Annotated in this window: 13 protein-coding genes, 1 tRNA gene and 1 pseudogene; 5 read left to right on the forward strand and 10 right to left on the reverse strand. The window is 70.9% G+C overall.

The features are described 5' to 3' along the window. Positions 1 to 7 precede the first annotated feature (7 nt). The 5 genes from treY to M3M27_RS18410 all read right to left on the reverse strand — a co-directional run bounded on the left by treY (position 8) and on the right by M3M27_RS18410 (position 10,467). Positions 8 to 2,551 (reverse strand): malto-oligosyltrehalose synthase, encoded by a 2,544-nt coding sequence (treY, locus tag M3M27_RS18390; protein ID WP_434026540.1) that lies wholly within the window; start codon positions 2,549 to 2,551, stop codon positions 8 to 10. Further along, positions 2,548 to 4,476, reverse strand: coding sequence for a 4-alpha-glucanotransferase (locus M3M27_RS18395; RefSeq protein ID WP_434026541.1), 1,929 nt, complete (start codon positions 4,474 to 4,476; stop codon positions 2,548 to 2,550). The genes treY and M3M27_RS18395 overlap by 4 nt, the downstream gene beginning before the upstream one ends. A 94-nt stretch (positions 4,477 to 4,570) precedes the next feature. Then, positions 4,571 to 6,820, reverse strand: a complete 2,250-nt coding sequence (locus M3M27_RS18400) for a 1,4-alpha-glucan branching enzyme (RefSeq protein WP_434026543.1) — start codon at positions 6,818 to 6,820, stop codon at positions 4,571 to 4,573. Beyond that, positions 6,817 to 8,340: a glycogen synthase GlgA gene (glgA, locus tag M3M27_RS18405; protein ID WP_434028045.1), complete on the reverse strand. Its 1,524-nt coding sequence runs from the start codon at positions 8,338 to 8,340 to the stop codon at positions 6,817 to 6,819. Before glgA ends, M3M27_RS18400 begins: the two co-directional genes overlap by 4 nt. Positions 8,341 to 8,595: 255 nt before the next feature. Further along, complete coding sequence (locus M3M27_RS18410) at positions 8,596 to 10,467, reverse strand: DUF1302 domain-containing protein (RefSeq protein ID WP_434026544.1); 1,872 nt, start codon at positions 10,465 to 10,467, stop codon at positions 8,596 to 8,598. A gap of 334 nt (positions 10,468 to 10,801) precedes the next feature. Between M3M27_RS18410 and M3M27_RS18415 the strand changes: the two are divergent. Beyond that, positions 10,802 to 12,253, forward strand: a pseudogene (locus tag M3M27_RS18415) (diguanylate cyclase); the annotation flags it as partial. Positions 12,254 to 13,129: 876 nt separating this feature from the next. Here the strand turns inward: M3M27_RS18415 and M3M27_RS18420 are convergent. After that, positions 13,130 to 14,050: a DUF808 domain-containing protein gene (locus tag M3M27_RS18420; protein ID WP_434026545.1), complete on the reverse strand. Its 921-nt coding sequence runs from the start codon at positions 14,048 to 14,050 to the stop codon at positions 13,130 to 13,132. Positions 14,051 to 14,248: 198 nt separating this feature from the next. On the opposite strand from M3M27_RS18420, the gene M3M27_RS18425 reads away from it, so the two are divergent. Together M3M27_RS18425 and M3M27_RS18430 are read left to right on the forward strand one after the other, a co-directional pair. After that, positions 14,249 to 15,889 carry an ABC1 kinase family protein gene (locus M3M27_RS18425; RefSeq protein WP_140727938.1) on the forward strand — a complete coding sequence of 547 codons (1,641 nt, stop codon included), beginning with the start codon at positions 14,249 to 14,251 and terminating at the stop codon, positions 15,887 to 15,889. Positions 15,890 to 16,085: 196 nt separating this feature from the next. Further along, on the forward strand, positions 16,086 to 18,200 hold the full coding sequence (locus tag M3M27_RS18430; protein ID WP_434026546.1) for a phosphoglycerol transferase I: 2,115 nt from the start codon (positions 16,086 to 16,088) through the stop codon (positions 18,198 to 18,200). An 852-nt stretch (positions 18,201 to 19,052) separates the two neighbouring features. Here M3M27_RS18430 and M3M27_RS18435 read toward each other — a convergent pair. The 3 genes from M3M27_RS18435 to M3M27_RS18445 form a co-directional block, all read right to left on the reverse strand. Next, on the reverse strand, positions 19,053 to 21,518 hold the full coding sequence (locus M3M27_RS18435) for a DUF3772 domain-containing protein (protein ID WP_434028046.1): 2,466 nt from the start codon (positions 21,516 to 21,518) through the stop codon (positions 19,053 to 19,055). Positions 21,519 to 21,549: 31 nt separating this feature from the next. Beyond that, positions 21,550 to 21,798, reverse strand: a complete 249-nt coding sequence (locus M3M27_RS18440; protein ID WP_140727911.1) for a hypothetical protein — start codon at positions 21,796 to 21,798, stop codon at positions 21,550 to 21,552. Positions 21,799 to 22,272: 474 nt separating this feature from the next. Then, positions 22,273 to 22,349: transfer RNA gene (locus M3M27_RS18445), tRNA-Arg, on the reverse strand. A gap of 141 nt (positions 22,350 to 22,490) precedes the next feature. Here M3M27_RS18445 and ubiA point away from each other — a divergent pair. Continuing rightward, positions 22,491 to 23,393, forward strand: coding sequence for a 4-hydroxybenzoate octaprenyltransferase (ubiA, locus tag M3M27_RS18450; RefSeq protein ID WP_434026547.1), 903 nt, complete (start codon positions 22,491 to 22,493; stop codon positions 23,391 to 23,393). 129 nt (positions 23,394 to 23,522) lie between these two features. On the opposite strand, the gene M3M27_RS18455 is transcribed toward ubiA, so the two are convergent. Beyond that, complete coding sequence (locus tag M3M27_RS18455) at positions 23,523 to 24,245, reverse strand: ComF family protein (protein WP_140727913.1); 723 nt, start codon at positions 24,243 to 24,245, stop codon at positions 23,523 to 23,525. A gap of 55 nt (positions 24,246 to 24,300) precedes the next feature. On the opposite strand from M3M27_RS18455, the gene bioB reads away from it, so the two are divergent. Beyond that, a complete protein-coding gene (gene bioB, locus M3M27_RS18460; RefSeq protein WP_434026548.1) occupies positions 24,301 to 25,335 on the forward strand; it encodes a biotin synthase BioB in 1,035 nt (344 codons plus the stop codon). The last annotated feature ends 116 nt before the right edge of the window (positions 25,336 to 25,451 follow it).

Below are 25,451 nucleotides of genomic sequence, written 5' to 3' on the forward strand. Positions count from 1 at the left end.
TTTCCCGTCATGTCGAAAGCAACACGGCGACCGGCCCGCCCGCGAACAGCGCCGGGGCGGCGAGCCGCCCGCCACGCGCGTCGAGCTCGGTGCCGGCCAGCACGTGGCGATAGCGCCCCGGCGGCAACGCCAGCCGGGCGTCGCCCCAGGTCCTGGCCGGCAGCGGCAACGCGGGATCGGCGCCGGCGCCGCTGGCGCGCGCGACCGCCACCACCAGGTCCCGGCCGCCCTGCCGGCGCCGGAACGCCAACAGCTGCGCGCCGGCGATGCGCGGCGTGGGCAGCGGTTGGTAGTCGCCCTGCGAGAATAGCGCCGGATGGTCATGGCGCAGTCGCAGCAGCCGCGCGACCAGGCGCGCCTTGACCGCCCCGTCACGCCAGTCGTGGAGCAGCGCGCTCCAGCCACGCTCGTCGTGCAGCCAGGCCTGGCGCAGGCCGTAGTCCACCGCGCGGCGATTGTCGGGATCGACCAGCGACAGGTCCCATCCCTCGCAGCCCTGGTAGAGATCCGGCACGCCCGGCACGGTCAGGCGCAGCGCCGCCTGCGCCAGCCCGTTGCATGCACCGGCCGGGCCGATCGCCTGCGCCGCCCGCCACAGAGCGCGCCGCAACGGCTGTCCGCGCGGCTCGCACAGCAGGGCTTGCACGCCCGCTTGCGCGGCCCGTTCGTAATCCGGGCACGGATCGATCCAGCTGGTGGACAGCTTGGCCTCGCGCAAGGCCTTGCGCTGCCATGCCACGATGCGCACGGCCAGATCGCGCAGCGCGTCCGGATCGTCCGGGCGCAAGGGCGGCGGCCAGGCCGCCACCAGCGTCTGCCACAGCATCCAGCGGTCGCCGCCGTGCAGCGCCTGGAGCCCGCAGCTCGCCGCCAGCGCTTCGAAGCGCTCGACCTGCCCGATCCACCAGCGCGGTCGCGCGGACAGCACCGCCAGGCGCGCACGCACGTCCTCGCCGCGCTTGTGGTCGTGGGTGGCGGTGGTCAGCAGCGCGCGCGGATGGCGCTTGGCGCGGGCACGGCAGGCGGCATGGAAACCCGCCGCGTCCAACGCGAAGTTCGCCGCGTCCGGCAGGCTGCCCACCTCGTTGCGCGAGAGCAGCACGCCATGGCGGTAGTACGCGGTGTCCTCGATCGCCTTGGCGTTGAGCGCGGTCGCGAGCTGTTCGATGCGCAGGCGCGCGGCGCGGCGCGATGCGACCTGCGCGGCGGGCGCGCCGTCGTCGCCTTGCAGCCACGGCAGGACCGCCGCGATGGCGGCGCGCACCGCTTCGGGCATGCCCTCGCCGACGGCACGAGCGGCCGCCTGCAGCCGCTCGCGCGCGTCCGCGGCCAGCCCCGCGCGTCCATCGGCGCGGTATCCGGGCACTCCGCACAACAGCGTGGCCAGTCCGCGCGCCAGCATCTGCGGGCTGAAGTCGCGTGCGTCGGGCTGGTGCCGCGCCGCCGCCGACAGCGCCGCCACGGCGCGCATGAACTCGGCCTGCAGCGGGCCGCGCAACAGCTCGGCGCGCGCCTGCCGCACTTCCGCGTCGAAGTCGCCGTCGCGCCCGCTGAGGCGGCGCCACGCGGCGGCGAGCGGGGCCCGGCCGGAGGCGGCATGCAACCAGCCGCCGACCTGGTCCATGAAGTCGTAGCCGGTGGTGCCGTCGCAGCGCCAGCCCTGCGGCAGGTCTTCGCCGCGGGGCAGGATCTTTTCCACGTACAGCGCGATGCTGCCGGCGGGCAGGCCCCGCCCGCGGCCGGCCGCATCCAGCGCGGCGCGCAATCGCCGCAGGTACCGGCGCGGATCGGCCAGGCCATCGATATGGTCGATGCGCACGCCATCGACATGGCCCTCGGCCACCAGCCGCAGCGGCAGCGCATGCACGGCCTCGAACACCTCCGCCCGCTCCATCCGCAACGCGACCAGCGAGGCGATGTCCAGGAACCGGCGGTAATTGACCAGGTCGCTCCCGGCGCGCCACCACAGCAACCGGTACGGCTGCCGCTCGATGAGTTGCCGCAGCCGCTCGCCGTCGACGGGCATGCCGGCCCCGTCCGTCTCCAGCGGGAAGCGCTGGTCGTCGTAGGCCAGCTGCACCTGCCCGTCCGCGTCCACTGCCTGCAGCCGTCCTTCGCGCAGGGCCTGGGCCAAAGGCCGGTCGAGCACCGGCAGCAGCAGCTTGCCGTCGCAGCCGGGCGCCTGCCAATCGATGTCGAACCACTGCGCGTGGCGGCTACGCCGGCCGTGGCGCAGCACGTCCCACCACCATGGATTGGTCGCGTGCGTGGCCATGTGGTTGGGCACGATGTCCAGCAACAGGCCCATGCCATGCGCGCGCGCCGCCCGCGACAAGCGCACCAGGCCCGCTTCGCCGCCGAGCTCGGGATTGACCGTGCCCGGATCGGTGTTGTCGTAGCCATGCGTGGAGCCGGGCACGGCCTGCCCGATCGGCGAGAGGTACAGGTGGCTGACGCCGAGCGCGGCGTAGTACGGCACCTGTGCGGCGGCGGCATCGAAACCGAAGGACGCCTGCAGTTGCAGGCGCGCGGCGGCACGCAAGGGGATCATCGGGTCGCCTCCTCCGGCAACGGCAGGCGCCGGGCTTCGGCGAAGGCCTGCACCGCGGCGTGCAAGGTTTCCGCCGGCACGGGATCGGGCAGGCGCCGGCGCCAGTTGGGATGGCCCGCCACGGTGCCGGGCAGGTTGGGTTGCTCGGGCAAGGCGAGCGCGTCCTCCACCGGCAGCAACGCCAGCGGAGCCGGTCCGCGCGCGGCGTAGGCCAGCGCATCGCGCCAGGGATGCCCGGTATCCAGGCCGGCCAGCGCGATCGCGCGTTGCAGGGCGACCAGGTCGGCCTGGCGCCTGCGCGGCGCGTCGTCCGGCTCCGACAGGCCCAACCGTTCGCGCCAGGCGATGTCCACGCCCTGGCGCCAGCCGACCAGGGTCGGCAAGTCGTGCGTGGTGGTGGTGGCGACCGCGTCGGCGCGCCATTGCGCCGGCGGCAGGAACGCGCCGTCGGCGGCGCGGGTGAACATCAGCACGTCGATGCCCATCACGCCGCGCGCCGACAGCGCCTGGCGGATGCCGGGCGGCACCACGCCCAGGTCCTCGCCGATCACCACCGCCCGGTGCCGCCACGATTCCAGCGCCAGCAGGTTGAGCAGGTCGTGCAGGGGGTAGTCGAGGTAGACGCCGTCGCCGGAACCGGCCCCGTCGGGCACCAGCCACAATCGCTGCAGGCCGAGGATATGGTCGATGCGGATCCCGCCGCGGTCGCGCATGACCGCTCTCAGCAACGCCAGGAACGGCGCGTACCCGGCATCGCGCAGGGCATCGGGCGAATAGGTGGCCAGGTTCCAGGCCTGGCCGTCGGCATTGAACGCATCCGGAGGCGCGCCCAGGCCGACGCCGCGCAGCACCTCCCGCGGCCAGGCCGCGGCTTCGGCGCCATGCGGATCGAAGCCCACCGCCAGGTCGGCGATCAGCCCGATCGCCATGCCGCGCTCGCGCGCGTCGCGCTGCACGCCCTGCCAGCTGCGCGCGGCCAGCCATTGCCCGAACGCATGCAGCCCGGGATCGCCATCGCCGAAGTCGGCGGCGGCGAAACCGGCGTAATCGGCCAGCGCCGGCCCGGCTTCGCGCCGGAACGCGGCCAGGTCGTCGCGCAGGACCGGCGCGGCTTCGCCGAAGGCGGCATGCAGCGCGCGCAGCCATCGCCCCTTCGCATGCGCCGCGCGCGGCCAGTCGATCAGCTCCGCGTCCTGCAGCTGCCGCAACGCCGAGGACAGGCCGGGATCGCGCGCCAGGACGTCCTGCGCGAGCCTGCCGAGCACGCGGCGCGGCGCGGCATGCAGCGGATCGAGGAAGCGCCGGTCGCTCGGCGAATACGGGCTGTAGGCGGTGCGTATCGGCCGGGCCGCATGGACCGGGCTCAAGGCCAGCGCATCCGCGCGTGCGAGCGCGGCGCGGCGCACCCAGTCGTCGGCCCCGCCGGCGTCGCCGATCCCGCCATCGCCCTCGCTGCGCGCCGAATAGACCTGCAAAGCCAACCCCCAGGCGCGCGCCGGCGTGCTGCCGCAGGCATCGGCCACCGAGAAGCAGCGCGCCGGCGCCACCGCCACGGCCTGCGCCTGCGTGCCGTGCAGCAAGGTCCAGTAGCCGGGGCATGCGGGCGCGCGCAGGGCACCGCCGGCATCGCGCACCGCATCGCAGGCGTTGCCGTCCTCGTCCACCCATTGCGCCGGGGTGCCGCAGGCGAGCTCCAGCGCGGCCCCGGCCTGCACGGTCGGCAAGGGCGGCGGCGTGGCGGCACCGCCGAGCCTGCGCAGGCTGTCGCGGCATTGCCGTGCATCGCGTGCGGGCCGGCCGAGCGCTTCGAGCACGGCCCGCAACGTCGGCGGCGCGACCCGGCGCGGGCGGCCGTCCACGTCGGTCCAATCGACCCGCAGGCCGGCCGCGCGTGCCAGGGCGTGCAGGTCGTCGGTTTCGCTCATCGCGTGGCTTCCTGGCGGATTCTTTGCCCGTGCCCCGATCCGTCATTCCCGCCGGGCGGGAAGGATGGATGCCGACGTTCCGCGCGGCACGGCACTATCTCTCCGCCTGCAGGTACAGCGTCGCCAGCGGAGGCAGCTGCAGTTGCAGCGATTGCGCATGGCCGTGCATCGGCACCGGCTCGGTGCGCAGGCCGCCGCCGTTGCCGGCGTTGCTGCCTCCGTAATGGCCGCTGTCGGTGTTGAGGATCTCGCGCCAGAGCCCGGCGCGCGGCACGCCGACCCGGTAGCCGTGGCGCGGCACCGGCGTGAAGTTGCTCACCGCCAGCAGCGGCGGCGCGGCGCCGTCCGGATCGTGCCGGACGAAGGCGAAGGCGCTGTTGGAATGGTCGTCGCCGACGCTCCAGTCGAAGCCCTCCGGCAGGTGGTCGCCGCGGTGCAGCGCGGGATGCCCGCGATAGACGCGGTTGAGGTCGGCCACCAGCCGGCGCAGCCCGGCATGCGCCGGGTGCGCCAGCGCGCCCCAGTCGAGCGTGCCGTCGTGGTCCCATTCGCGCCACTGGCCGAACTCGCCGCCCATGAAGAGCAGCTTGCTGCCCGGGTGCGCCCACATGAAGCCGAGGTAGGCGCGCAGGTTGGCGAAGCGCTGCCAGTCGTCGCCCGGCATCTTGGCCAGCAGCGCGCGCTTGCCGTGCACCACCTCGTCGTGCGAGAGCGGCAATACGAAGCGTTCGGAGAACGCGTACACCAGGCCGAACGTCATCTCGCTGTGGTGGTGCGAGCGGTGCACCGGGTCGCGCTGCAGGTACTGCAACGTGTCGTGCATCCAGCCCATGTTCCACTTGTGGGTGAATCCCAGCCCGCCGCGCGCGGTCGGCGCGGTGACGCCCGGCCAGGCGGTGGACTCCTCGGCGATCATCATCACCCCCGGGAAGCGCCGCGCGATCTCGTCGTTGAGCCTGCGCAGGAAGGCCACCGCCTGCAGGTTCTCGCGGCCGCCATGCTCGTTGGGGATCCATTGCCCGTCCTCGCGGCTGTAGTCGCGGTAGAGCATCGAGGCGACCGCATCCACGCGCAGGCCGTCGACGTGGTAGCGCTCGATCCACTCCAGCGCGCTGCCGATCAGGTAGGCGGCCACTTCGTGCCGGCCGTAGTTGTAGATCAGCGTGTGCCAGTCGCGGTGGAAGCCCTCGCGCGGATCGGCATGTTCGTACAGCGCGGTGCCGTCGAAGCGCTGCAGGCCGTGCTCGTCGCCGGGGAAGTGCGCGCTCACCCAATCCAGGATCACGCCGATGCCGGCCTGGTGGCAGGCGTCGACGAACCGCGCGAACGCCTCCGGCGAACCGTGCCGCGCGGTCGGCGCGTACATGCCCAGCGGCTGGTAGCCCCACGAACCACCGAACGGATGCTCGGTGACCGGCAGCAGCTCGATGTGGGTGAAGCCCAGCTCGCGCACGTACGGCACCAGTTCCGCGGCCAGCGCATCCCAGTCCGGCAGGCCGCCATCGGCGGCGCGGCGCCATGAGCCTGCATGCAGCTCGTACACCGATAGCGGCCGCCGGTCGAAGCCCTGCGCGCGTGCGTCCAGCCAGTCGCCGTCGCGCCAGGCGAACGCCTCGCCGGCCGGCACCACCGAGGCGGTCGCGGGCGGCGCCTCGGCCTGCCGCGCGAGCGGATCGGCCTTGTGCGGCAGGCGGCTGCCGTCGGCCGCGGTGATCTCGTACTTGTAGCGCGCGCCGGCGGCCACGCGCGGCACGAACAGCTCCCACACTCCGGCGGTGTGGCGCAGGCGCATCGGGTGGCGGCGCCCGTCCCAGCCGTTGAAGTCGCCGACCAGCGCGACCCGGCGCGCATTCGGGGCCCACACCGCGAAGCGCACGCCGGGCACGCCGTCGCGCCGTTCGTGGTGGGCGCCGAGCGCGCGGCGCAGCGCTTCGCCGTCGCCCTGCACGATCCGCTGCAGGTCTTCTTCGGCGATCACCGGGCCGTAGGCGTAGACGTCCTCGATTTCCTCCACGGCGTCCGGCCAGACGATCCGCAGGCGGTAGCCGGCCGGCTCCCGCAGCACGCCCTCGAACAGGCCCGGGAACTCGCCCGGGTGCAGCCGCGCCAACAGGCGGCCCTGCGCATCGACCAGGCCGACCGCCTCGGCTTCCGGCAGCAGCACGCGCACCTTGAGCGTGCCGTCCTCCTGCCCGTGCGGTCCCAGGAACGCGAACGCGTCGGCGGGCTCGCCGCACACCAGGGCCCGCAACGCCGCAGGCGGGGCCGCCGCGCCGTCCTGCCCGATCGCCACCATGCCCGCCTCGCCCTCGCCGCCCACCGTCCCCTGCTCGCGCTCGCTCATGCGTCCACCGCGGTCGTGCGTTCGTACAGGGCGATGTACTTGCTCGCGGCCACGTCCCAGCCGCTGGGACGCAACATCGCCGCGCGCCGCATGGCGCCCAGCAGGCTGGGCAGGCGGAAGGTGCGGAACGCGCGCTGCAGGCAGCGACGCAGCGCGTCGGCGCTGGCGCCGTGGAACAGGAAGCCGGTGACGCCGTCGTCGACGGTGTCGATCAGGCCGCCGGTGGCATGCGCGATCGGCAGGCAGCCGAAGCGTTGCGCGTACATCTGGCTCAGCCCGCACGGCTCGAAGCGCGACGGCATCAGCAGGAAGTCGGCCCCGGCGAACATCCGCCGCGCCAGCGCCTCGTCGAAGCCGATGTAGGCGCCGACGTGACCCGGATAACGGCGCGCCAGCGCCGCCACCTGCTGCTCGATCTGCGGTTCGCCGCCGCCGATGACCACGATCTGGCCGCCGGCCGCGACGATCTGCGGGGCGACCTCGCAGATCAGGTCCAGCCCCTTCTGGTGCACCAGCCGCGACACCACCGCGAACAACGGGCCGTCGCCCTGCGGCAGGCCGAACGCCTGGCGCACTTGGCGCGCGTTCTCGTTGCGGCCCTGCCACTGGTTGACGCTGAAATGGCTGTGCAGGTGGCCGTCGGTGCGCGGGTCCCAGCTGTCGTCGATGCCGTTGACGATGCCGGACAGCGCGCCGCTGGCGGCGCGCCCGGCGAGCAGGTCGTCCAGCCCGCAGCCCTGCGCCGCGCCGGTGATCTGCGTGGCATAGCTGACGCTGACCGTGTTGACGTGGTCGGCATGCACGATGCCGCCGCGCAGGAACGAGAGCTGCCCGTAGAACGCGAGTTCGTGCACGTGCTCGGGCGGGATGCCGAGCACCGGCGCCAGCGAGTACGGGAACAGGCCCTGGTAGGCCAGGTTGTGGATGGTCAGCAGGCACGGCGTGGTGCCGCCGGCCCAGCGCACGTAGGCCGCGGCCAGCGCGCACGGCCAGTCGTTGAGGTGCAGCAGGTGCGGTTGCCAGTCGAGCCCGGCATGGCCGGCGGCGATCTGCGCGGCGGCGTGCGACAGCGTGGCGAAGCGCACCGCGTTGTCGTCCCATTCCTGGCCGTCGCTGGCGACGTAGGGCGAACCCTCGCGCTCGAACAGCACCGGGCACAGCAGGATGTAGACCGGCAGGCCGTCGGCCTGCTCGATGCGCCCGATGTCGCAGGCCGGCAACCCGGCATGCGCCACCACCCGGCCGACCACCTCCACCCGCCCGGCGCGCGCCAGTACCGCGCGGTAACCGGGGATCAGCACGCGCACGTCGTAGCGCCGCCGGAGTTCGCGCGGCAGCGCGGCGGCCACGTCGCCGAGCCCGCCGGCCTTGACGAAGTCGGCCATCTCCGACACCACGAACAAGGCGTTGCGGGTATCGGGCTGCGGGGGCGGCAGGGCCTCGTGGTGGCGGACGAAACGTCCGCGCGCATCGCGCGTGCGCGCCGTCGGCGGAGGCGACGGGGGAGCGTCGCGCAGCAGCGCGACGGAACTGTCGAGCGTAAACAGGGCGACCATCACTACATCCGTCAGTGTGGGGGAAAGACGGAAACAGCCGGTGCAACGGTGGAGCAACCGCCATCGCCGGCCTTGCGGGCGGGCGATCTGGATCGAGTAACGGGTGGAGGGCCGGCCGGTGGACACCGCGTGCCCTCTGTCGGCGAATCTACCGGAGAACGCGAAAGAATGCGTGAAGCGCGGCGCGATGAATGCGACGCCCGCTCCACCCGCCTTGTGTCAGAACGTCGCCCCCATCGCCGCGACCAGGTTGTCGTGGTCGGCCAGCACGTCGTATTCGTTGTCGCCGAGATAGCGGGTGTAACCGAGGCTGGCGAAATAGCGCCCGGACTTGCCCGCCACGCCCACCGTGACGACGCGGCGATGCGCGACCAGCGCACTGTCCACCGAGTAACCTCGCACGTCGTGGCCCCAGGCCAGGCTGGGCGAGACGGTGGCGCCGCCGACCGCGTAGTCGAGCTGCCCCTTCAGCCGGTAGCCCCACGCCACCCGGGTGAAGTAGCCCTCGTTCACGCACCCGTCCGGGTTCTGCACCGCCGCGCAGCTGCCGTCGAAACCCTGCGGCGAGTACCCCCAGGCGAAGCCGCGCCCGTAGCGCGCCACGCCCAGCGACGGAAGGTCCACGTGCTGCCAGGCGACCTCGCCGGCCAGCATGCCGCCCCGTGCCCCCCACAGCGGGCCGAGCGTGCGGGTGGCGTTGAACTGCAGCTGCACCTTGCGGAACCGGTCGTAGCCCTCGAGCAGGAAGCCGCCGGGCTGGCCAAGCGTGCGCGCGCCGATCGGGCCGCCGCTGACGGTCAGCGCGCGGAACATGTCGGCGGTGTTCAGCTGCACCGGCAGGTCGTTGGCGAGGCTGGCCTCGGCACCGAACTTCCATTGCCGCCAGTGCGTGGACGCGGACAGCCCGAACAGGCGGATGCCGCCCGGGTATTGCCACGATTCGGTGATCGTGGACAGGCGCGTGGACAGCTGCGCATAGGCCGGCGGCACGCCGGCGGCGACCAGGCGCGCGGCCAGGCCGGGCTGGACCAGCGCGGCGTCGGGCGTGGTCGCGTCGAGGATCGGCGTGCGCGCGTTGTAGCGCATGAAGTAGGCGCCGAACTCGGTGCCGAGCGCGGCCGCGTCGTAACGCAGCGCCAGCCCGAACTGGCCGCCGTCCTTGCCGGGGATGTCGGTGCCGCGCGGCAGGTAGGCGCCCGCTGCGTTCATGAAACCGTCGCTGAGCCACGGCCCGGCCTCGGCATGGCCGGCGTTGATCGGGTAGTAGGCATTCGATTGCAGGCCGGCGCAGCCGGCGTCGATGCCGATGTCGGTGCCCGACCAGAACGTGCCGCACGGGTCGAGTTCGGCGGCACGCCACTTCCACTGCCAGAACCCCTCCACGCTCAACCCGTTGTCGAAGGCGAAGCGGTTCCAGACCATTTCCACCGGCAACTGCGCCTCGCTGGCGGCATCCGTGCCCGGCCGGCGCAGGGTCGTGTAGTCGAACGGGTTGGCCTGGTCGATGCCGGCGAAGAACAGCCCCTCGCCCCACTTGATGCGCTGCCGGCCGATGCGGGCGTCCCAACGCACCGACGCGCCGAGCGGGCGGCCGCCATGGACATAGGCGTCCAGCAGCATGACTCCGGAGAACCGGTTGGACGTGGAGAAGCCGCGGTCGCCGAGCGGCGCGTCCGGCCTGAACCCGTTGGCGACGTTGCCCTGCGGCACGTCGCCGTCCTTCTGCACCGCGTCGTACCAGGCGCGGCCGCTCACCGCCAGGCCGAGATCGCGCCAGCGCGCCTCGATGCGGCTGCTCAGCTTGAACAGGCCCGAGTAGGCGTCGCCGGCACCGTAGTTGAGGTTGCCGTCGTCGGAGGTGTCGCTGCCGTCGCCGCCCTTGGGCACGCCATCGGAACGGAAACCCTTACCGACCAGGTGGCGCGAGGCGCCGGTGGTGCGGATGCCGGCACCGGCCACGGCGCGGGCGGTCCAGGTCAGTTTGCCTTCGCCATCGGCGAAGTCGAATTCGGCCGCCTGCAGCGGCAGGCTCGCGAACAGGCAAAAGCACGGCACGGCGCCAAGCAGCGCACGGGAAGGGAACAGCGTCACAGCGGGGGACGTCCGACGTCGGGGGCCGGCGTTATACCACCCCGGTCCGCCCGCGGCACCCGTTGCAGCTGCAAGCATCCCGCCGCGCGGGGGCTCAAGTCCGCGCGCGCATGGCCGATCACCCGATATCGGGCGCATGGCCCGGTTCTTTCCCCGCCAGACCCCGCCTGCCATGTCCGACCGACGCGAATCTCCCCCCGGCACACGGCGCGGCCTGCGTCGGCTGTTGCCCTGGGGCAGCACGGGCGGGCCATCGGTGCATCCGCGCCACGGCGAGGCCGATGCACCGCCGGAGGCGGACTACCGGCCGCTGCTGGCGCCCAAGACTTCCCTGCCCGCCGACCCGGCGGCCGCCACCGCGCACCTGATCCGGCTGTTCGGCCACGTGCACAGCCCGGAGGCGCTGCTGCTCGCCTTCGCCGAGGGCCTGGCCAGCCTGCACGGCGAACTGCGCGACCTCGGCAAGCGCCTGCTCGCCGCCTACGCGGCCGCCGACTGGCCCGGCTATGGCCGCGCCATGCGCCAGCTGATCGACAAGTACATCCGCACCATCGACATCGCCGACTCGCTGGCCGATGGCCGCACCGAGGCCGAGCAGCTGCGCGACCTGCTGCGCCATGCGCTCGGCAACGCGATGGTGATCCTGCTGCAACGCACGCCGCAGCTCGCGCGCGAGGCCGACACCCTCGCCGCGGCGCTGCGCCACTGGCGTCCCGGGCACGAGCTGGTGACGCTGGAGCACCGCCTGCGCGAGCTGACCCACCAGATCGGCCTGCGCGTGGACGACGCCGCCGAGCAGCAGAACATGCTGCTCGGCCTGTTCGACCTGCTGCTGGAGAACGTCGGCGAACTGCTCGACGACCGCAGCTGGCTGCAGGGCCAGATCGGCGCGGTGCGCGAACTGATCGCCGGGCCGCTCGACAACGGCGCCATCGAACAGGCGCGCGGCCGCCTGCGCGAGGTGATCTACAAGCAGGGGCTGCTCAAGCAGGGCATCGCCGACTCCAAGCAGGCGATGCGCGAGATGATGGTGTCCTTCGTCGAGCGCCTGGACGGCATGGCGGCCAGCACCGGGCAGTACCACGAGCGCGTCGCCGGCTACTCGCAGGCGATCGGCCAGGCGCGCAGCATCGCCGACCTCAACCGCCTGCTGCAGGAAGTGCTGCAGGACACCGCGACGATGCAGGCGCAGGCGCTGGGCGCGCGCGACGACCTGCGCCTGGCGCAACGCCGCGTCGAGGAAGCCGAGCAGCGCATCGCCACGCTGGAGCGCGAACTGAAGGACGTCGCGGTCCTGGTGCGCGAGGACCCGTTGACCGGCGCGCTCAACCGGCGCGGCTTCGACGACCTGTTCCGGCGCGAAGCGGCGCGCATCCGGCAAGGCGGCCAGCCGCTGTGCGTAGCCCTGCTGGACGTGGACGACTTCCGCCACGTCAACCGGACCCACGGCCACGCCGGCGGCGATGCCGCATTGAAACACCTGGTGGAGGTGGCCCGCACCGTACTGCGCGCCACCGACGCGATCGCCCGCCTGGGCGGCGAGGAATTCGTACTGCTGCTGCCGGACGCCACCATCTTCGAGGCCGCCGCCGCGGTGGGCCGGCTGCAGCGCGCCCTGTTGCAGCGCTCGCTGGTGCACGACGACGTGCGCGTGATGCTCACCTTCAGCGCCGGCGTGGCCATGAGCCGCCCCCACGAAACCCAGGACGAACTCCTGAAGCGCGCGGACCACGCGATGTACGAGGCCAAGCGGGCTGGCAAGAATCGGGTCGTGAGTGCGGATTAGGGAGATTGGGCGTTTGAGTCGCGCTGAGCGCGATGTTTGCGCAGCCTGGGCCTAATGGTGTGCGCGCCAGCCGGATCAAGAACGGCTGAGCCAACGACTGCAATCGTTGCTGTTGCTGTCGATTCTGCGTTGGGCTGGGCAACGCTTCCTCGCGCGGCGGCGCGCCAACCTCCACGGCCTACGAATATCACTGCGGCGCGGCCCCTCCGAAGCGGCGGAGACAATGGGAAAAACCCGAAGGGCGGCGCACATGGGCTCGCCGGAAAAGGCGAAGCACTGCTTCGCCCGGCGGGCGGGCATTCGCCGCGCGGCGAATGCCCCGGGCTCGTCCGCGTAGCGGACGAGTGCGCCGTTTTCGGCCGCGGCAGGATGCCGCGTCCGAAAATCCCATTGGCTTCGCGGACCCGCAGCAAAGCTGCGGGCGCGCAGGCGGGGTGTGCTTGATCAGCCATGACCAGCCATTCGGCTGTTGTGAAGCGCTTCTTTTGGTTACTTTTCTTTACGCGGCACATCCTTGTGCCGCGCCCTTCGGGCCGGCTTCGCCGTGCGGCGCCGCTCCTGCGGCGCGCGTGCACAAGCAAAGAAAAGTGACTCGCCGTAAGGCGAAAGCTTTGGCCTTTATTGCCAAAGGCCCCAAAAGCAAAAGCAAAGTCCCTGGATGATCAGCCGTTCGGCTGCTGAACAGCGCTTCCCGCCTTCGCGGGAATGACGGTAGATAGATGGCAGAGAACGGACTGATAGCGTGAAAGACAAAGACGCCGGATCTTCGATCCCGGCCATCGGGCATAGCCCGATGGCGCTCCGTGCCGCGCGAGCCAGTGGCTCGCAAGCAGCGGCCCTTCGCCCCGCCTTCGCGGGGACGACGACGACACGGATTCAATGCTCCCCAGAACGCCCCCGGACCTTCTGCAGCAGCATCACCATCCCCAGCACGATCATCCCCGCGACCAGCCCCGCCACCAGATTGCCCAGGTTCGAGACCAGCACCCCGACCGCCCCCGGCGGCGCGATGGCCTCCACCAGGTGGTGCACCACCGGAATGTTGTGCACCAGGATGCCGCCGCCGACCAGGAACATCGCCAGCGTCCCCACCACCGACAACGTCTTCATCAACCACGGCGCCGCCGCCAGGATGCCGCGCCCCAGCGCCGCCGCTGCCCCGCCCTTGCGCGACAGCCACAGGCCCAGGTCGTCCAGCTTCACGATCCCGCCGACCAATCCATAGACGCCGGCGGTCATCGCCAGCGCGATCAGCACCAGCACCAGCACCTGGTTCAGGAACGGCTGCGGCGTGCCCGCGGTCATCACCCCCAGCGACAGCACGATGATCTCCGCCGACAGGATGAAGTCGGTGCGCACCGCCCCCTTGATCTTGTCCTTCTCCAGCGCGACCAGGTCCACGCTCTCGTCGGCCAGCGCCTGGCGCTGGCGGGCATGCGCCCGCTCGTCCTCCTCCTTGGAGTGCAGCAGCTTGTGCGCCAGCTTCTCCACGCCCTCGTAACAGAGGAAGGCGCCGCCGATCATCATCAGCCACGGGATCGCCGCCGGCAGCCAGGCGCTGATCGCCAGCGCGGCCGGCACCAGGATCGCCTTGTTGACCAGCGAACCCTTGGCCACCGCCCATACCACCGGCAGTTCGCGGTCGGCCCGCACGCCGGTGACCTGCTGCGCGTTCAGCGCCAGGTCGTCGCCGAGCACGCCCGCGGTCTTCTTCGCGGCGACCTTGGTCATCACCGAGACGTCGTCGAGCAACGTGGCGATATCGTCAAGCAGGGTCAACAGGCTGGCACCGGCCATGCGCGGCTTCCGTTCGAGGGGATCCAGCCCGGATTCTCGCCGATCGCGCGCGCCCGTGGCATCCCCGCCGCGCCAGTTCACCGCGCCACCACCGGCGCCCGGCCACACTCCGGTCTCTTCCACCCCGTGGAGGCGATCTTGACCGCACCATCCGACCTTCCCCGCAACGGGGCCGAGCACGGCGCCGTCGTCGGCGGGATGAGCCGTCGCACGCAGATCCTGCGCCTGCTGCTGCGCTACCGGAACTCCGGCGTGTTCTCCGGCATGAAGCTCGAACCCGGGATCGAGCACGAAGTGCCGGCCGACGGCACGCCGGAGCAGTTCGTGCGCGACCTGGAAGCGCTGGGGCCGACCTTCGTCAAGCTCGGGCAGATGCTGTCCACGCGCCCGGACATCGTGCCGCCGGAGTTCGCCACCGCGCTGGAGCGCATGCAGGAACAGCTCGCGCCGGTGCCGGTCGAGCGCATCCGCGCCACGTTCGAGGAGGAACTCGGCGTCTCGGTCAGCCGCGCCTTCGTCGAGTTCGACGAACGCCCGGTCGGCAGCGCTTCGCTGGCGCAGGTGCACCGCGCGGTGCTGCGCAGCGGCATCGAGGTCGCGGTGAAGGTGCAAAAACCCGAGGTCGCCGCGCAGGTGCGTTCGGACCTGGAGGTGCTGCGCAGCTTCGCCAGCGCCGCCGACCGGTTCACCGGCATCGGCCGGCGCGTGCACTTCGGCGACTGGCTGGGCGAGTTCGCCAAGACCCTGCTGGCCGAACTCAACTACCAGATCGAGGCGGAGAACCTGGTGCGCTTCGGACAGCACCTGCTGCCCTTCCCGGAGCTGTGGATCCCGCAGCCGGTCTGGGACTTCACCAGCCGCCGCGTGCTGACGCTGGCGTTCGTGCAGGGCGTGCGCGTGGACGCGATCTCCGGCTTGCGCCGCACCGAGCAGCCGATGGCGCCGCTCGCCAGCGCGCTGATCCGCGGCTATCTCGACCAGATGTTCGTGCACGGCGAGATCCATGCCGATCCGCATCCGGGCAACCTGCGCGTCACCCCCGACGGGCGCCTGGCGATCTTCGACCTGGGCATGGTCGCGCACGTGCCGCCGCGCCTGCGCGAGCGCCTGCTCAAGCTGCTGTTCGCCGCGGTGGACGGACGCGGCGAGGAAGTGGCCGACGAGACCATCGCGCTGAGCACGCGGCTGGAGGACTACGACGAAGAGCGCTACCTGCGCGAGGTCGGCCAGATGATCGCGCGCTACGCCGCGCACGCGGCCACGACCGAAGGCCAGGTGGTGCTCGAGCTGGTGCGCATCGCCACCGCGACCGGGCTGCGCACGCCGCCCGAGCTGAGCCTGCTCGGCAAGACGCTGCTCAACCTGGAAGCGGTCTGCCGCGCGCTCTCGCCGGAGCTGGACATCCGCTCGGTCGTCGAGAAGCACCTGCAGCACGTCATGCGCGCGCGCCTGAAGAAGTCCCTGTCCGCCGCCAACCTCGCCAGCGAGGCGATGGAGGTGCAAGCGTTGCTGCGCGAGGGCCCGCGCCGCGTGACCGACATCCTCTCGCTGCTCGCCGAGAACCGCCTGCAGATGCGCGTGACCGGACTGGAGGAGTCGCGCCTGATGGAGAACCTGCAGAAGATCGCCAACCGGATCGCCGCCGGCGTGGTCACCGCCGCGCTGATCCTGGCGTCCGTCCAGATGATGCGGATCGAGACCGGATTCAGGCTGTGGGGCTATCCGGCCTTCGCGCTGGTGCTGTTCGTGCTCGCGGTGGCGCTGGGGCTCGGGCTGGTGGGGAGCGCGCTGCTGTTCGATCGGCGCGCACGGGCGCGCGAGGAGCGCGGCCACCGCTGAGGCCGGTCCGTCCTGCTTGCCCGCACGGGCAAGCCGATTTGTTGCGTCCGTGTCAACGCGCCAACAAACATTTCAGTCAGGTTCGCCGCGGCATATTCCGTCATACGGCGGTCATGCAATCGTGCTTGGCGCCGATGGACCTGGCGAGTGTTGCGGGATTGCGGGCTTGCCACCCTTTTCACCGGGAGCAGGCCCCATGTCGTGGATTCTCGCGCTGTCGCTGCTGTTGCTGTTCTGGTTGCTGCTCGCCTCGCCGCGGCCGGCCTGGATCAAGGCGGGCCTGTTGTCGTTGCTGCTGTTGGCGTTGAGCGCGTGGAGCCTGATCGACCGGCTCAGCGGCGACGGCATCAACGCCGCCACGCTCTACCACCTGCGCTCGGACATGGAGGGCGCGGGCGTCGGCGATTTCCGCGGCTACATCGCGGTGTTCCTGGCGATGGCGCTGCTCTCGCTGCTGCCGTTGGCGCTGGTGAAGGTGAAGCGGTGGCGCTGGCGACGCTTCGGCGCGGCCGCTTCGGCGGGATTCGCCATGGCGTTCGTGGCGGCCCTGGTCGCAAGCCCGCTCTACGCCGACGGCAAGCGCCTGTGGTACCAACTGCGCCCGGTCGACTACGCCCGCATCGCGCCGGAGTACGAAGTGCCGCAGCGGCCGCTGCAGCAGCGCAGGAACATCGTCTGGATCTACGGCGAGAGCCTGGAGCGCACCTACTTCGACGAGAAGACCTTTCCGGGCCTGATGCCCAACCTGCGGCGCCTGGCCGGCGAGGGCCTGGATTTCCGCGACATCGCCTCCCCGGACGGCAGCGGCTGGACCATCGCCGGCCTGGTCGCCTCGATGTGCGGCGTGCCCCTGACCACCGCGCCGGGCGACGAGAACAGCATGGACCGCATGGGCCGCTTCCTCCCGGAGGCCCAGTGCCTGGGCGACTACCTGCGCACGCAGGGCTATCGCAACGAATTCGTCGGCGGCGCCAACGCCGCCTTCGCCGGCAAGGGCCAGTTCCTTACCAGCCACGGCTTCGACGTGGTGCGCGACGTGGCCTACTTCCAGCAGAAGGGCATCGCCCGAAAGCATTTCTCGGCCTGGGGCGCGCACGACGACGTGATGCTCGAGGAAGCCTGGGACAGCTTCCAGCGCCTGTCGCGCGCCGGCCAGCCGTTCATGCTGACCGCACTGACGATGGACACGCACCATCCGGCCGGGCACCTGCCGCTGGCGTGCAAGGGCCAGCACTACGACAGCGACCTCGGCCGCATCGGCATGCTGGACGCGCTCAAGTGCAGCGACCGCCTGATCGGCGAGTTCGTCGAGCGCGTGCGCTCCAGTCCCTACGGCAAGGACACGCTGATCGTGATCGCCTCCGACCACCTGGCGATGCCGAACGATCTCAGCGACGTGCTGGCCCGCGAGAAGCGCGAGAACCTGCTGCTGTTCCTGGGCGAGGGGATCGAGCCGCGGCAGATCGCCGCCAAGGCCGGCAGCACGCTCGATTCCGGCGCGACCCTGCTGCAGCTGCTGGACCCGGGTTTCCAGGCGCTCGGCTTCGGACGCTCGCTGCTGGCGGACCACGCCGCGCCCAGCGCCAGCGCCGCCGCGATGCGCGAACACGGCAAGGATTACCCGCGCTACCTGGCCTTCGCGCGCACGCTGTGGACCGGCGGCGACACCCACAGGCTGCGCATCGACGACAGCGGCCAGGTGCTGGTCGGCGTGCAGCAGGTCAGGCCCCCGGTGCTGCTGGAGTACGACCGCAAGTGGAACCTGAAGTCGGTGTACCTGGAGAACACCTCGCGCAAGTTCGACAATGCGCGCCCCAAGAACACCTTCGCCTACGTGGACCGCTGCACCGCCTTCGAGGACGGCTCGGCCGACGGCGACTGGTGCGCGCTGCTGGTCAACCGCGAAGGCGGCATCAGGCTCTACCGCGACCCCGATCTCCGCCAGGGCATCGCGGTGGACGCGCCGCTGGACGGCAAGCTGCAAGGCCCGCCCCCGCGCGTGCGCCAGCCGATCATGCTCACCCGCGAGAGCCGCAAGACGCTGCCGGGCCAGTACGTCCTCGACATGTACGCCAAGCGCCTGCCCTCGCGGCCGTTCTGGGTCGAGGCGGTCGCCTCGGGACGCAACGTGGTGCTCGCCCAGCAATGGGTACAGCCCGACGCCGACGGCCGCATCCGCATCCCGCTGGGCGTGGACCACGAAGTCGACGACCTGGAAATCCGCGCCTGGCTGGACTACACCGAAGCCGTGACCCCCGACGACGTGGCCCTGGCACTGGTACGCACCGCGCGGGGCGGCAAGCGGTCGTGACGGCCGGAAGCGGACAGTAGCGGCGCTCTGTTGCTGTTGTACGAGATGGGCAACATCTCCTCGCGCGGCGGCGCGCCAACCTCCATGGCCTACGAATGTCACTGCGGCGCGGCCCCTCCGAAGCGGCGGAGACGATGGGAAAAACCCGAAGGGCGGCGCACAGGGGCTCGCCGGAAAAGGCGAAGCACTGCATCGCCCCGGCGGGCGGGCATTCGCTGCGCGGCGAATGCCCCGGGCTCGTCCGCGTAGCGGACGAGTGCGCCGTTTTCGGACGCGGCAGGATGCCGCGTCCGAAAATCCCATTGGCTTCGCGGACCCGCAGCAAAGCTGCGGGCGCGCAGGCGGGGTGTGCTTGATCAGCCATGACCAGCCATTCGGCTGTCGTGAAGCGCTTCTTTTGGTTACTTTTCTTTACGCGGCACATCCCTGTGCCGCGCCCTTCGGGCGGCTTCGCCGTGCGGCGCTGCTCCTGCAGCGCGCGTGCACAAGCAAAGAAAAGTGACTCGCCGCAAGGCGAAAGCCATTGCTTCCTGAAAAAAAAGCAAAGCAAAAGCAACGTCCCTGGATCCCCGCCTTCGCGGGGATGACGATAGAGAGATGGCGTAAACCGGATGGATGGCGAAGAAGTTACTGGATGATCAGTCGTTCAGCTGTTGAAAATCGCCCCCCGTCTTCGCGGGAATGATGGTAGAGAGATTCCGCAGAACAGCGAGATTGCGTGGGCTGGACAGATAACGTCAAAGACGCTGGATCTCCGACTCCCGGCCATCAGGCATGGCCCGATGGCGCTCGGCGCCGCGCGGACGACTGGCCCGCAAGCAGCAGCCCTTCGCACCGCTCACACCACCCAGCTCACTTCTCCCCAACCACCCCGTCGTCAACCCGATGGATCCGCACGTCCTGCGGCGACTGCAACGCGATCCCCTCCTCGGCCATCCGCCGCAACAACGCGAAGAACAGCTGGCTGCGCACCCCGTACGCCTCGCGCGGACTGCCCACGTAGACGAAACTGTTGAAGTTCGCCATCCCGTTGGCCAGCGAATCGATGAACACCGACGGCGCCGGCTCGCTCAACGTCCGCTCGTGCGCCGCATAGATCTCCAACAGCAGCGAGCGCACCCGTTCCATGTCCTCGCCCAGCGGCACCGAGAACTGCAGCTGCACCCGCCCGAGCGGATTGGACAGCGTCATGTTGCGCACGCTCTTGGTGATCAGCTCCGAGTTCGGCACGATCAGCGTCGAGCGATCGCCGACCTGGATCTCCGTGGCGCGCACGTTGATCTTGCGCACGTCGCCCTCCTGGTCGCCGATGCGCACCCAGTCGCCGATCTTCACCGGCCGTTCCGCCAGCAGGATCAAACCCGAGATGAAGTTCTGGGTGATCGCCTGCAGGCCGAAGCCGATGCCCACCGACAGCGCGCTCACCACCAGGGCCAGCTGGCCCACGCCCACGCCCAGCGCCGTGAGCGTCCACAGGCCCACCGCCACCCACCCCACATAGCGCGCCACGGTGCTCACCGAATTGCGCGAGCCCGCTTCCAGCTCGGTCTTCGGCAGGTAGGTGTGCACCAGCCAGTGCTGCACCATGTGCACGATCCACAGGCCCACCGCCAGCACCAGCGCGGCCCGGCCGAGCTTGACCGGGGTCAAGGTGAACTCGCCGATCGTCAGCCCGTGCGCCAGCACGTCCAGCCAGCCGGTGAACACCGCCAGGTTGGTCCCGTACGGCGCCACCAGCGCCATCAGGCTGGCCAGCACCAGCACCACCCGCAGCACCGCCGACAGCAGCACGCCGGCCTGCTCCAGCCGTCCGCTGCCCACGCCCAGCGCATGCGACAGCGCGCGGCTGAAACGACCGTCCGGCTTGAACAGCCATGTCGCCAGGTCGTCCACGAAGGCCATCAGCAGGCCGGCGAAACCCACCACCACCGCCACCCAGATCACCTGGCTGACCAGCAGCAGCGCCAGGTTGAGATAGCCGAACAACGCGGCGGCCAGCGCGGCGATCACCACCAGGTGGCCGAGCAGGCGCACCAGCACGATCACGCCGCTGCGGCGGCTGGTGACCGGCGCAGGCCCTTCCTTCCCTTCCGTCCCGGCCTGCGTCGCCGCCGACGAACGCGCCAGGCTCGACAGCGCCGACAGGATCAAGCCGACGTACAGCAGCGCGGCCACGCCTTCGATCGCCACCGTCAGTGCGGTGCCGGTACGGGCCGAGCGATTGAGTTCCAGCGCCAGCGTGCTGGCCCATGCCAGCAGCGCGGTGGCATGGCAATACCAGCGCAACCGCCGCGCGATGTCGTCGTCGAGCGGGAACAGCCGCCACGACGGGGTTTCCGGCATCAGCAGGCTGGTGCTGAGCGAGCTGATGAACGCGGCGATGAAGCTCGCCACCACGAAGGCGTCGGCCATGTCCGACAGCGATTCCGGCACCGCATCGATCGCATGCAGGCATTGCACGAGCACCAGTGCGGCCAGGCCCAGCGTCATCGTGCCGACGGCCAGGAACCACAGCGCCAGGCCGGACCGGCGCAGTCGCCCGCCGGGCGCGCGCGAGGCCGCGTAGCGGCGGCCCAGGTGGCGCAGGAACAGCCGCAGCGGCAACACCAGCACCAGCGCAATCGCCAGGCCGGTGATCAACAGCCCATAGCCGCGCGTGGCCACCGCGTCCTGCCCGGTGCGGACCGCCTGCGCGTACAACCGCAGCAGCTTGCCCCAGTCGTCCGGGAAGTTCCGCGCCAGCTGGCTCCACAACGCCGGCGACAACGGCGAGGCCACGCGCGTGGACAGGCGCTCGCCGAACTGCTGCGCATGCGCGCGCTCGATGTCGTCGAGGGTCTGCTGCGCCTCGGTGGCGACCAGGTTGGCGCGCTTCAGGGCCGAATCCAGCGCGCTCTGCTGGCTGGCCAGGTCCTTGCGCTCCCGCGCGATATCGGGGGCTTCCTTGACGCCTTCCGGTACCGGGCCGAGCTGGGTCAGCCGCGCCTTGATCTGGTCGAGCTGCGGCGCGATCGCCTGGGCAGCGGCCTGCGCATCGCGCTGCGCCGCCAGCGTGCGCGCGGAGAGCTCGCCGAAGTCGTCCTCCTTGGCACCGTTCTCCAGCTTGGCGCGAACGTCGTCGAGCGCCTTTCCCGCGCCATCGAGCAGCGCCTGCGGGTCGTCCTGCGACGGCTCCGGCTGGGCCTGCGCGGCGGCCAGCCACAGGCCCAGCAGCAAGCCCAACGAAAGGCGGGTCAACAGGGAACGGAACCGGATGCGGGGCACGGGCGGGACGTCGGGAAGCGCGGACCACCGCGCGTGGCGCGCACTATATGCCAGCCCGCCGGAACGGCGCGACGACGCGCCCGGCTCAGTAGTGCAGGTTGAACTCCGGCACCTGCGGGCGCACCGCGGCGTACAGCGCCTGGAACTCCTCCTCGTTCAGCTCGTCCGGCGCATAGACCGCGACCGGCTCCCATTCGCGGTCGGTCGGCAACGGCGTGCGCGGCCCCGCGCGCAACGAATAGCTCACGCCCTCGTGATCGATCAGTTCCGGCGCATCCTCGCGTCGCTCGCGGCTGAAACGCGTGCCGCCATGCAACAGGATCAGCTGGATCATGCCCATACCTCCGACCTGAAAGATGCATGCAGGTTAACGCGGTGCCCGAGCTTTGTGGGAGACGGCGGCACCACGGGCATCCGCTCCGGGACCGCAGTTCCTTCCGCAGGAGGAAGGCTTCTCCCGGGAAAGGAACTCGCACGCGCACGGCTGCAGCCGTGCGGCATCCCGATCATGAGAGGCCAAGATGCCGGCAGCACCGCGCCTGCGCGGTACTTCCGCTGCGCGTGGAAACAGTTGGCCAGCGCCTCCATGTCGCAGCGCGTCACCGCTGCGTGCAGGTGCGCGATCGCGCGCTCGATGTCCGCGACCGAAACCGCGCGGCTCCCCCGCAGGATCTCGGGATGGCCCGTCGCGCCCGGGCCGCCTCCGCGGAACATCGCATCGCGATGGAGGCCGGCGCGAGCCAACAAAAAAGCCGGACTCCCGGGTATCGCGGGTCGTCCGGCCTCTTTCGTGCCGCAGGGACTTCGATGGCGCGCCCGGAGGGATTCGAACCCCCGACCAATGGCTTCGGAAGCCACTACTCTATCCGGCTGAGCTACGGGCGCGTGGCCGGCCATTATGCCAGAACCTGGCCCGCGCGGGCCATGCACCCAGCGAACCGCCGCCCGGCGCACCCCGCCGTGCCCGATGGAGCCCTCGACCGCCGCGCCGTGGCCGCTTCGGGCATGGGCTGCTACGCTTTCGCGATGGCTTACGAACGTTTCGAAACCGCTCCGCCGCCGCAACCGTACTGGCGGGACCGGCTCGGGCTCTACTGGAAGCTGGTCCGTGGCGACCGCCCCATCGGCAGCCTGCTGTTGCTGTGGCCCACCTGGTGGGCGCTTTGGCTGGCCTCCGGCGGCGTGCCATCGCTCTGGACGCTGTTCGTGTTCACCGCCGGCGTCTGGCTCACCCGTTCGGCCGGCTGCGTGATCAACGACTACGCCGACCGCTGGCTCGATCCGCACGTCGAGCGCACCCGGCAGCGCCCCCTGGCGACCGGCGCGGTGTCCGGGCGCGAGGCGCTGGTGGTGTTCGCGGTATTGATGCTGGTCGCGTTCGCGCTGGTGCTCACGCTGAACCGGCTCACCGTGCTGTTGAGCGTGGTCGGCCTGTTCCTCGCCGCCACCTATCCGTATCTCAAGCGCTACACCTACCTGCCCCAGGTCTACCTGGGCATGGCGTTCGGCTGGGGCATCCCGATGGCGTTCGCCGCGGTACAGGGCGAGGTGCCGGTGGTCGGCTGGCTGTTGTACCTGGCCAACATCCTGTGGTCCACCGCCTACGACACCTGGTACGCGATGGTCGACCGCGACGACGACATCAAGATGGGCTCCAAGTCCACGGCCATCCTGTTCGGCGACCTGGACCTGGTCGCGCAGGGCGTGCTCTACGCGTTGACGTTCGCGGCCGTGGCGCTGGTCGGCCAGCGCATGCAGCTCAACCTGTACTTCTGGATCGGCCTGCTGGTCGCGATCGCCCTGGTGGCCTACGAGTTCGTCATTGCCCGCCGGCGCGAACGCGGCCCCTGCTTCCGCGCCTTCCTGCACAACAACTGGGTCGGTGCCGCGCTGTTTGCCGGTATCGCCGTGGCACTCGCGACGGCCTGACGCCGCCCCCGTTCGACCGAAGCCGCAACGGCCCCGGCCGCAGGAGCCGCGCTCTTGCAGGAAGGACATCGGTCCCGACCAGGCCGCACCGGCAAGGCATCGGACGCGGATGAAACCGCCCCGATCCGATCACGGCACCCGCGCACAGACCCAGGCATCCACGCGCTGCACACCCGCCTTGCGCAGCGCGCGCGCAGCCGCATGCAAGGTGGCGCCGGTCGTCATCACATCGTCCACCAGCGCCACGTGGTCCGGCAGCGCCGCCTGCACCCCAAACGCGCCGCGCACGTTGCGCGCGCGTGCGCCGGAGCCCAGTTCCGATTGCGGCCGCGTCGCGCGGATCCGCACCAGCGCCGGCACGCAGGGCAGGTCGAGCGCACGCCCCAATGGCCGCGCCAGTTCCAGCGCCTGGTCGTAACCGCGCTGGCGCAACCGGGCCACATGCAGGCTCAACGGCACCAGGGCTTGCGGCCGCGGCGCCTGCCGGCAGCGCTCGGCCAGCAACTGCGCCAGCAATCGCCCGGCCGCGAGATCCTGGTGGAACTTGAAGCGCCGCAGCAGGCCATCGACCGGCCAGCCATAAAGGAACGCCGCCGTCGTGGCCTCCAACGGCGGCGGCGCGCGTTGGCAGCCGCCGCACGCGGTCGTCCCCTGCTCCGCCGGCCCCAGCGGCAACGCACAGCGCGGGCAGGCGGCCTGCAGCCAAGGCATCGCGGCCAGGCAGGCCGCACAGGCGTCCTGCCCTGCCATGCCGGCCTCGCCGCAGACCAGGCAATGCGTCGGCATCCAGGCCGCGATCCGGCGAGCGAGCCAACCGTAAACCAACCACACCTCCGCCAGGTTGACAGACATTCCCGTGCCCACCAGACTGCCGCGCTTCCGAGCCGCTTTCTGTCAGGAAACCCCGATGTCCGCTGTCATCCGCCACGACTGGCAAGCCCAGGAACTGCATGCGCTGTTCGACCTGCCCCTGACCGAACTGCTGTTCCGCGCCGCGGCGGTGCATCGCGAACACTTCGACCCGGCCGAAGTGCAGGTTTCCACGCTCCTGTCGGTGAAGACCGGCGGCTGTCCCGAGGATTGCGCCTACTGCCCGCAGGCCCAGCGTTACGCCACCGGCGTCGACGCGCAGAAACTGATGGACACCGAAGCCGTGGTCGCCAAGGCCCGCCAGGCCAAGGCCGCCGGCGCCTCGCGCTTCTGCATGGGCGCCGCCTGGCGCTCGCCCAAGGATCGCGACATCCCCAAGGTGGCGGCGATGATCGCCGAAGTGAAGTCGCTGGGCCTGGAGACCTGCGCCACCCTGGGCATGCTCACGGCCGGGCAGGCCCAGGCGCTCAAGGATGCCGGCCTGGACTACTACAACCACAACCTCGACACCTCGCCGGACTTCTACGACTCGATCATCCACACCCGCCAGTACCAGGACCGCCTGGACACGCTCGGACACGTGCGCGAGGCCGGCCTGAAGACCTGCTGCGGCGGCATCGTCGGCATGGGCGAGACGCGCGAACACCGCGTCGGCCTGCTGCTGGCGCTGGCCAACCTCCCCGCACATCCCGATTCGGTGCCGATCAACCGCCTCGTACAGGTCGCCGGCACCCCGCTGCACGGCACCGCCGAACTGGATCCGTTCGAGTTCGTGCGCATGATCGCCGTCGCCCGCATCGCGATGCCCAAGTCGATGGTCCGCCTCTCGGCCGGCCGCGAAACGATGAGCGACGAACTGCAAGCCTTGTGCTTCCTGGCCGGCGCCAACTCGATCTTCTACGGGGAAAAGCTGCTGACCACCGGCAACCCCGACACCGAACGCGACATGGCCCTGTTCCAGCGCCTGGGCCTGCGCCCCATGCAGGTGACCGTCGAGGCGGATCACCACGACCATCCCGGCACCGTGCATGCGGATATTACCTGTCCGACGGAGTGCGGAAAGGCAGCTTAGCCGGCGCCTCGGTTCGTGGAATCGCATGGATTCCGACGCTCCATGTGCCCATGATCACGCCGGACAGCGCATCATCGTGATGCCACGATGGAGCTGCACATCGCCACGACTGACGT

This window comes from Xanthomonas boreopolis, assembly GCF_046529185.1.
Lineage (GTDB): Bacteria > Pseudomonadota > Gammaproteobacteria > Xanthomonadales > Xanthomonadaceae > Pseudomonas_S > Pseudomonas_S boreopolis.

What these genes read in the sequence shown, in the direction of transcription:
- M3M27_RS18420 (WP_434026545.1), bottom strand. Translation starts at nt 14,050, where the DNA reads ATGGCCGGTGCCAGCCTGTTGACCCTGCTTGACGATATCGCCACGTTG.
- M3M27_RS18440 (WP_140727911.1), bottom strand. Translation starts at nt 21,798, where the DNA reads ATGATCCAGCTGATCCTGTTGCATGGCGGCACGCGTTTCAGCCGCGAG.
- M3M27_RS18430 (WP_434026546.1), top strand. Translation starts at nt 16,086, where the DNA reads ATGTCGTGGATTCTCGCGCTGTCGCTGCTGTTGCTGTTCTGGTTGCTG.
- M3M27_RS18400 (WP_434026543.1), bottom strand. Translation starts at nt 6,820, where the DNA reads ATGAGCGAGCGCGAGCAGGGGACGGTGGGCGGCGAGGGCGAGGCGGGC.
- M3M27_RS18425 (WP_140727938.1), top strand. Translation starts at nt 14,249, where the DNA reads ATGAGCCGTCGCACGCAGATCCTGCGCCTGCTGCTGCGCTACCGGAAC.
- M3M27_RS18455 (WP_140727913.1), bottom strand. Translation starts at nt 24,245, where the DNA reads ATGTCTGTCAACCTGGCGGAGGTGTGGTTGGTTTACGGTTGGCTCGCT.
- bioB (WP_434026548.1), top strand. Translation starts at nt 24,301, where the DNA reads ATGTCCGCTGTCATCCGCCACGACTGGCAAGCCCAGGAACTGCATGCG.
- M3M27_RS18395 (WP_434026541.1), bottom strand. Translation starts at nt 4,476, where the DNA reads ATGAGCGAAACCGACGACCTGCACGCCCTGGCACGCGCGGCCGGCCTG.
- ubiA (WP_434026547.1), top strand. Translation starts at nt 22,491, where the DNA reads ATGGCTTACGAACGTTTCGAAACCGCTCCGCCGCCGCAACCGTACTGG.
- treY (WP_434026540.1), bottom strand. Translation starts at nt 2,551, where the DNA reads ATGATCCCCTTGCGTGCCGCCGCGCGCCTGCAACTGCAGGCGTCCTTC.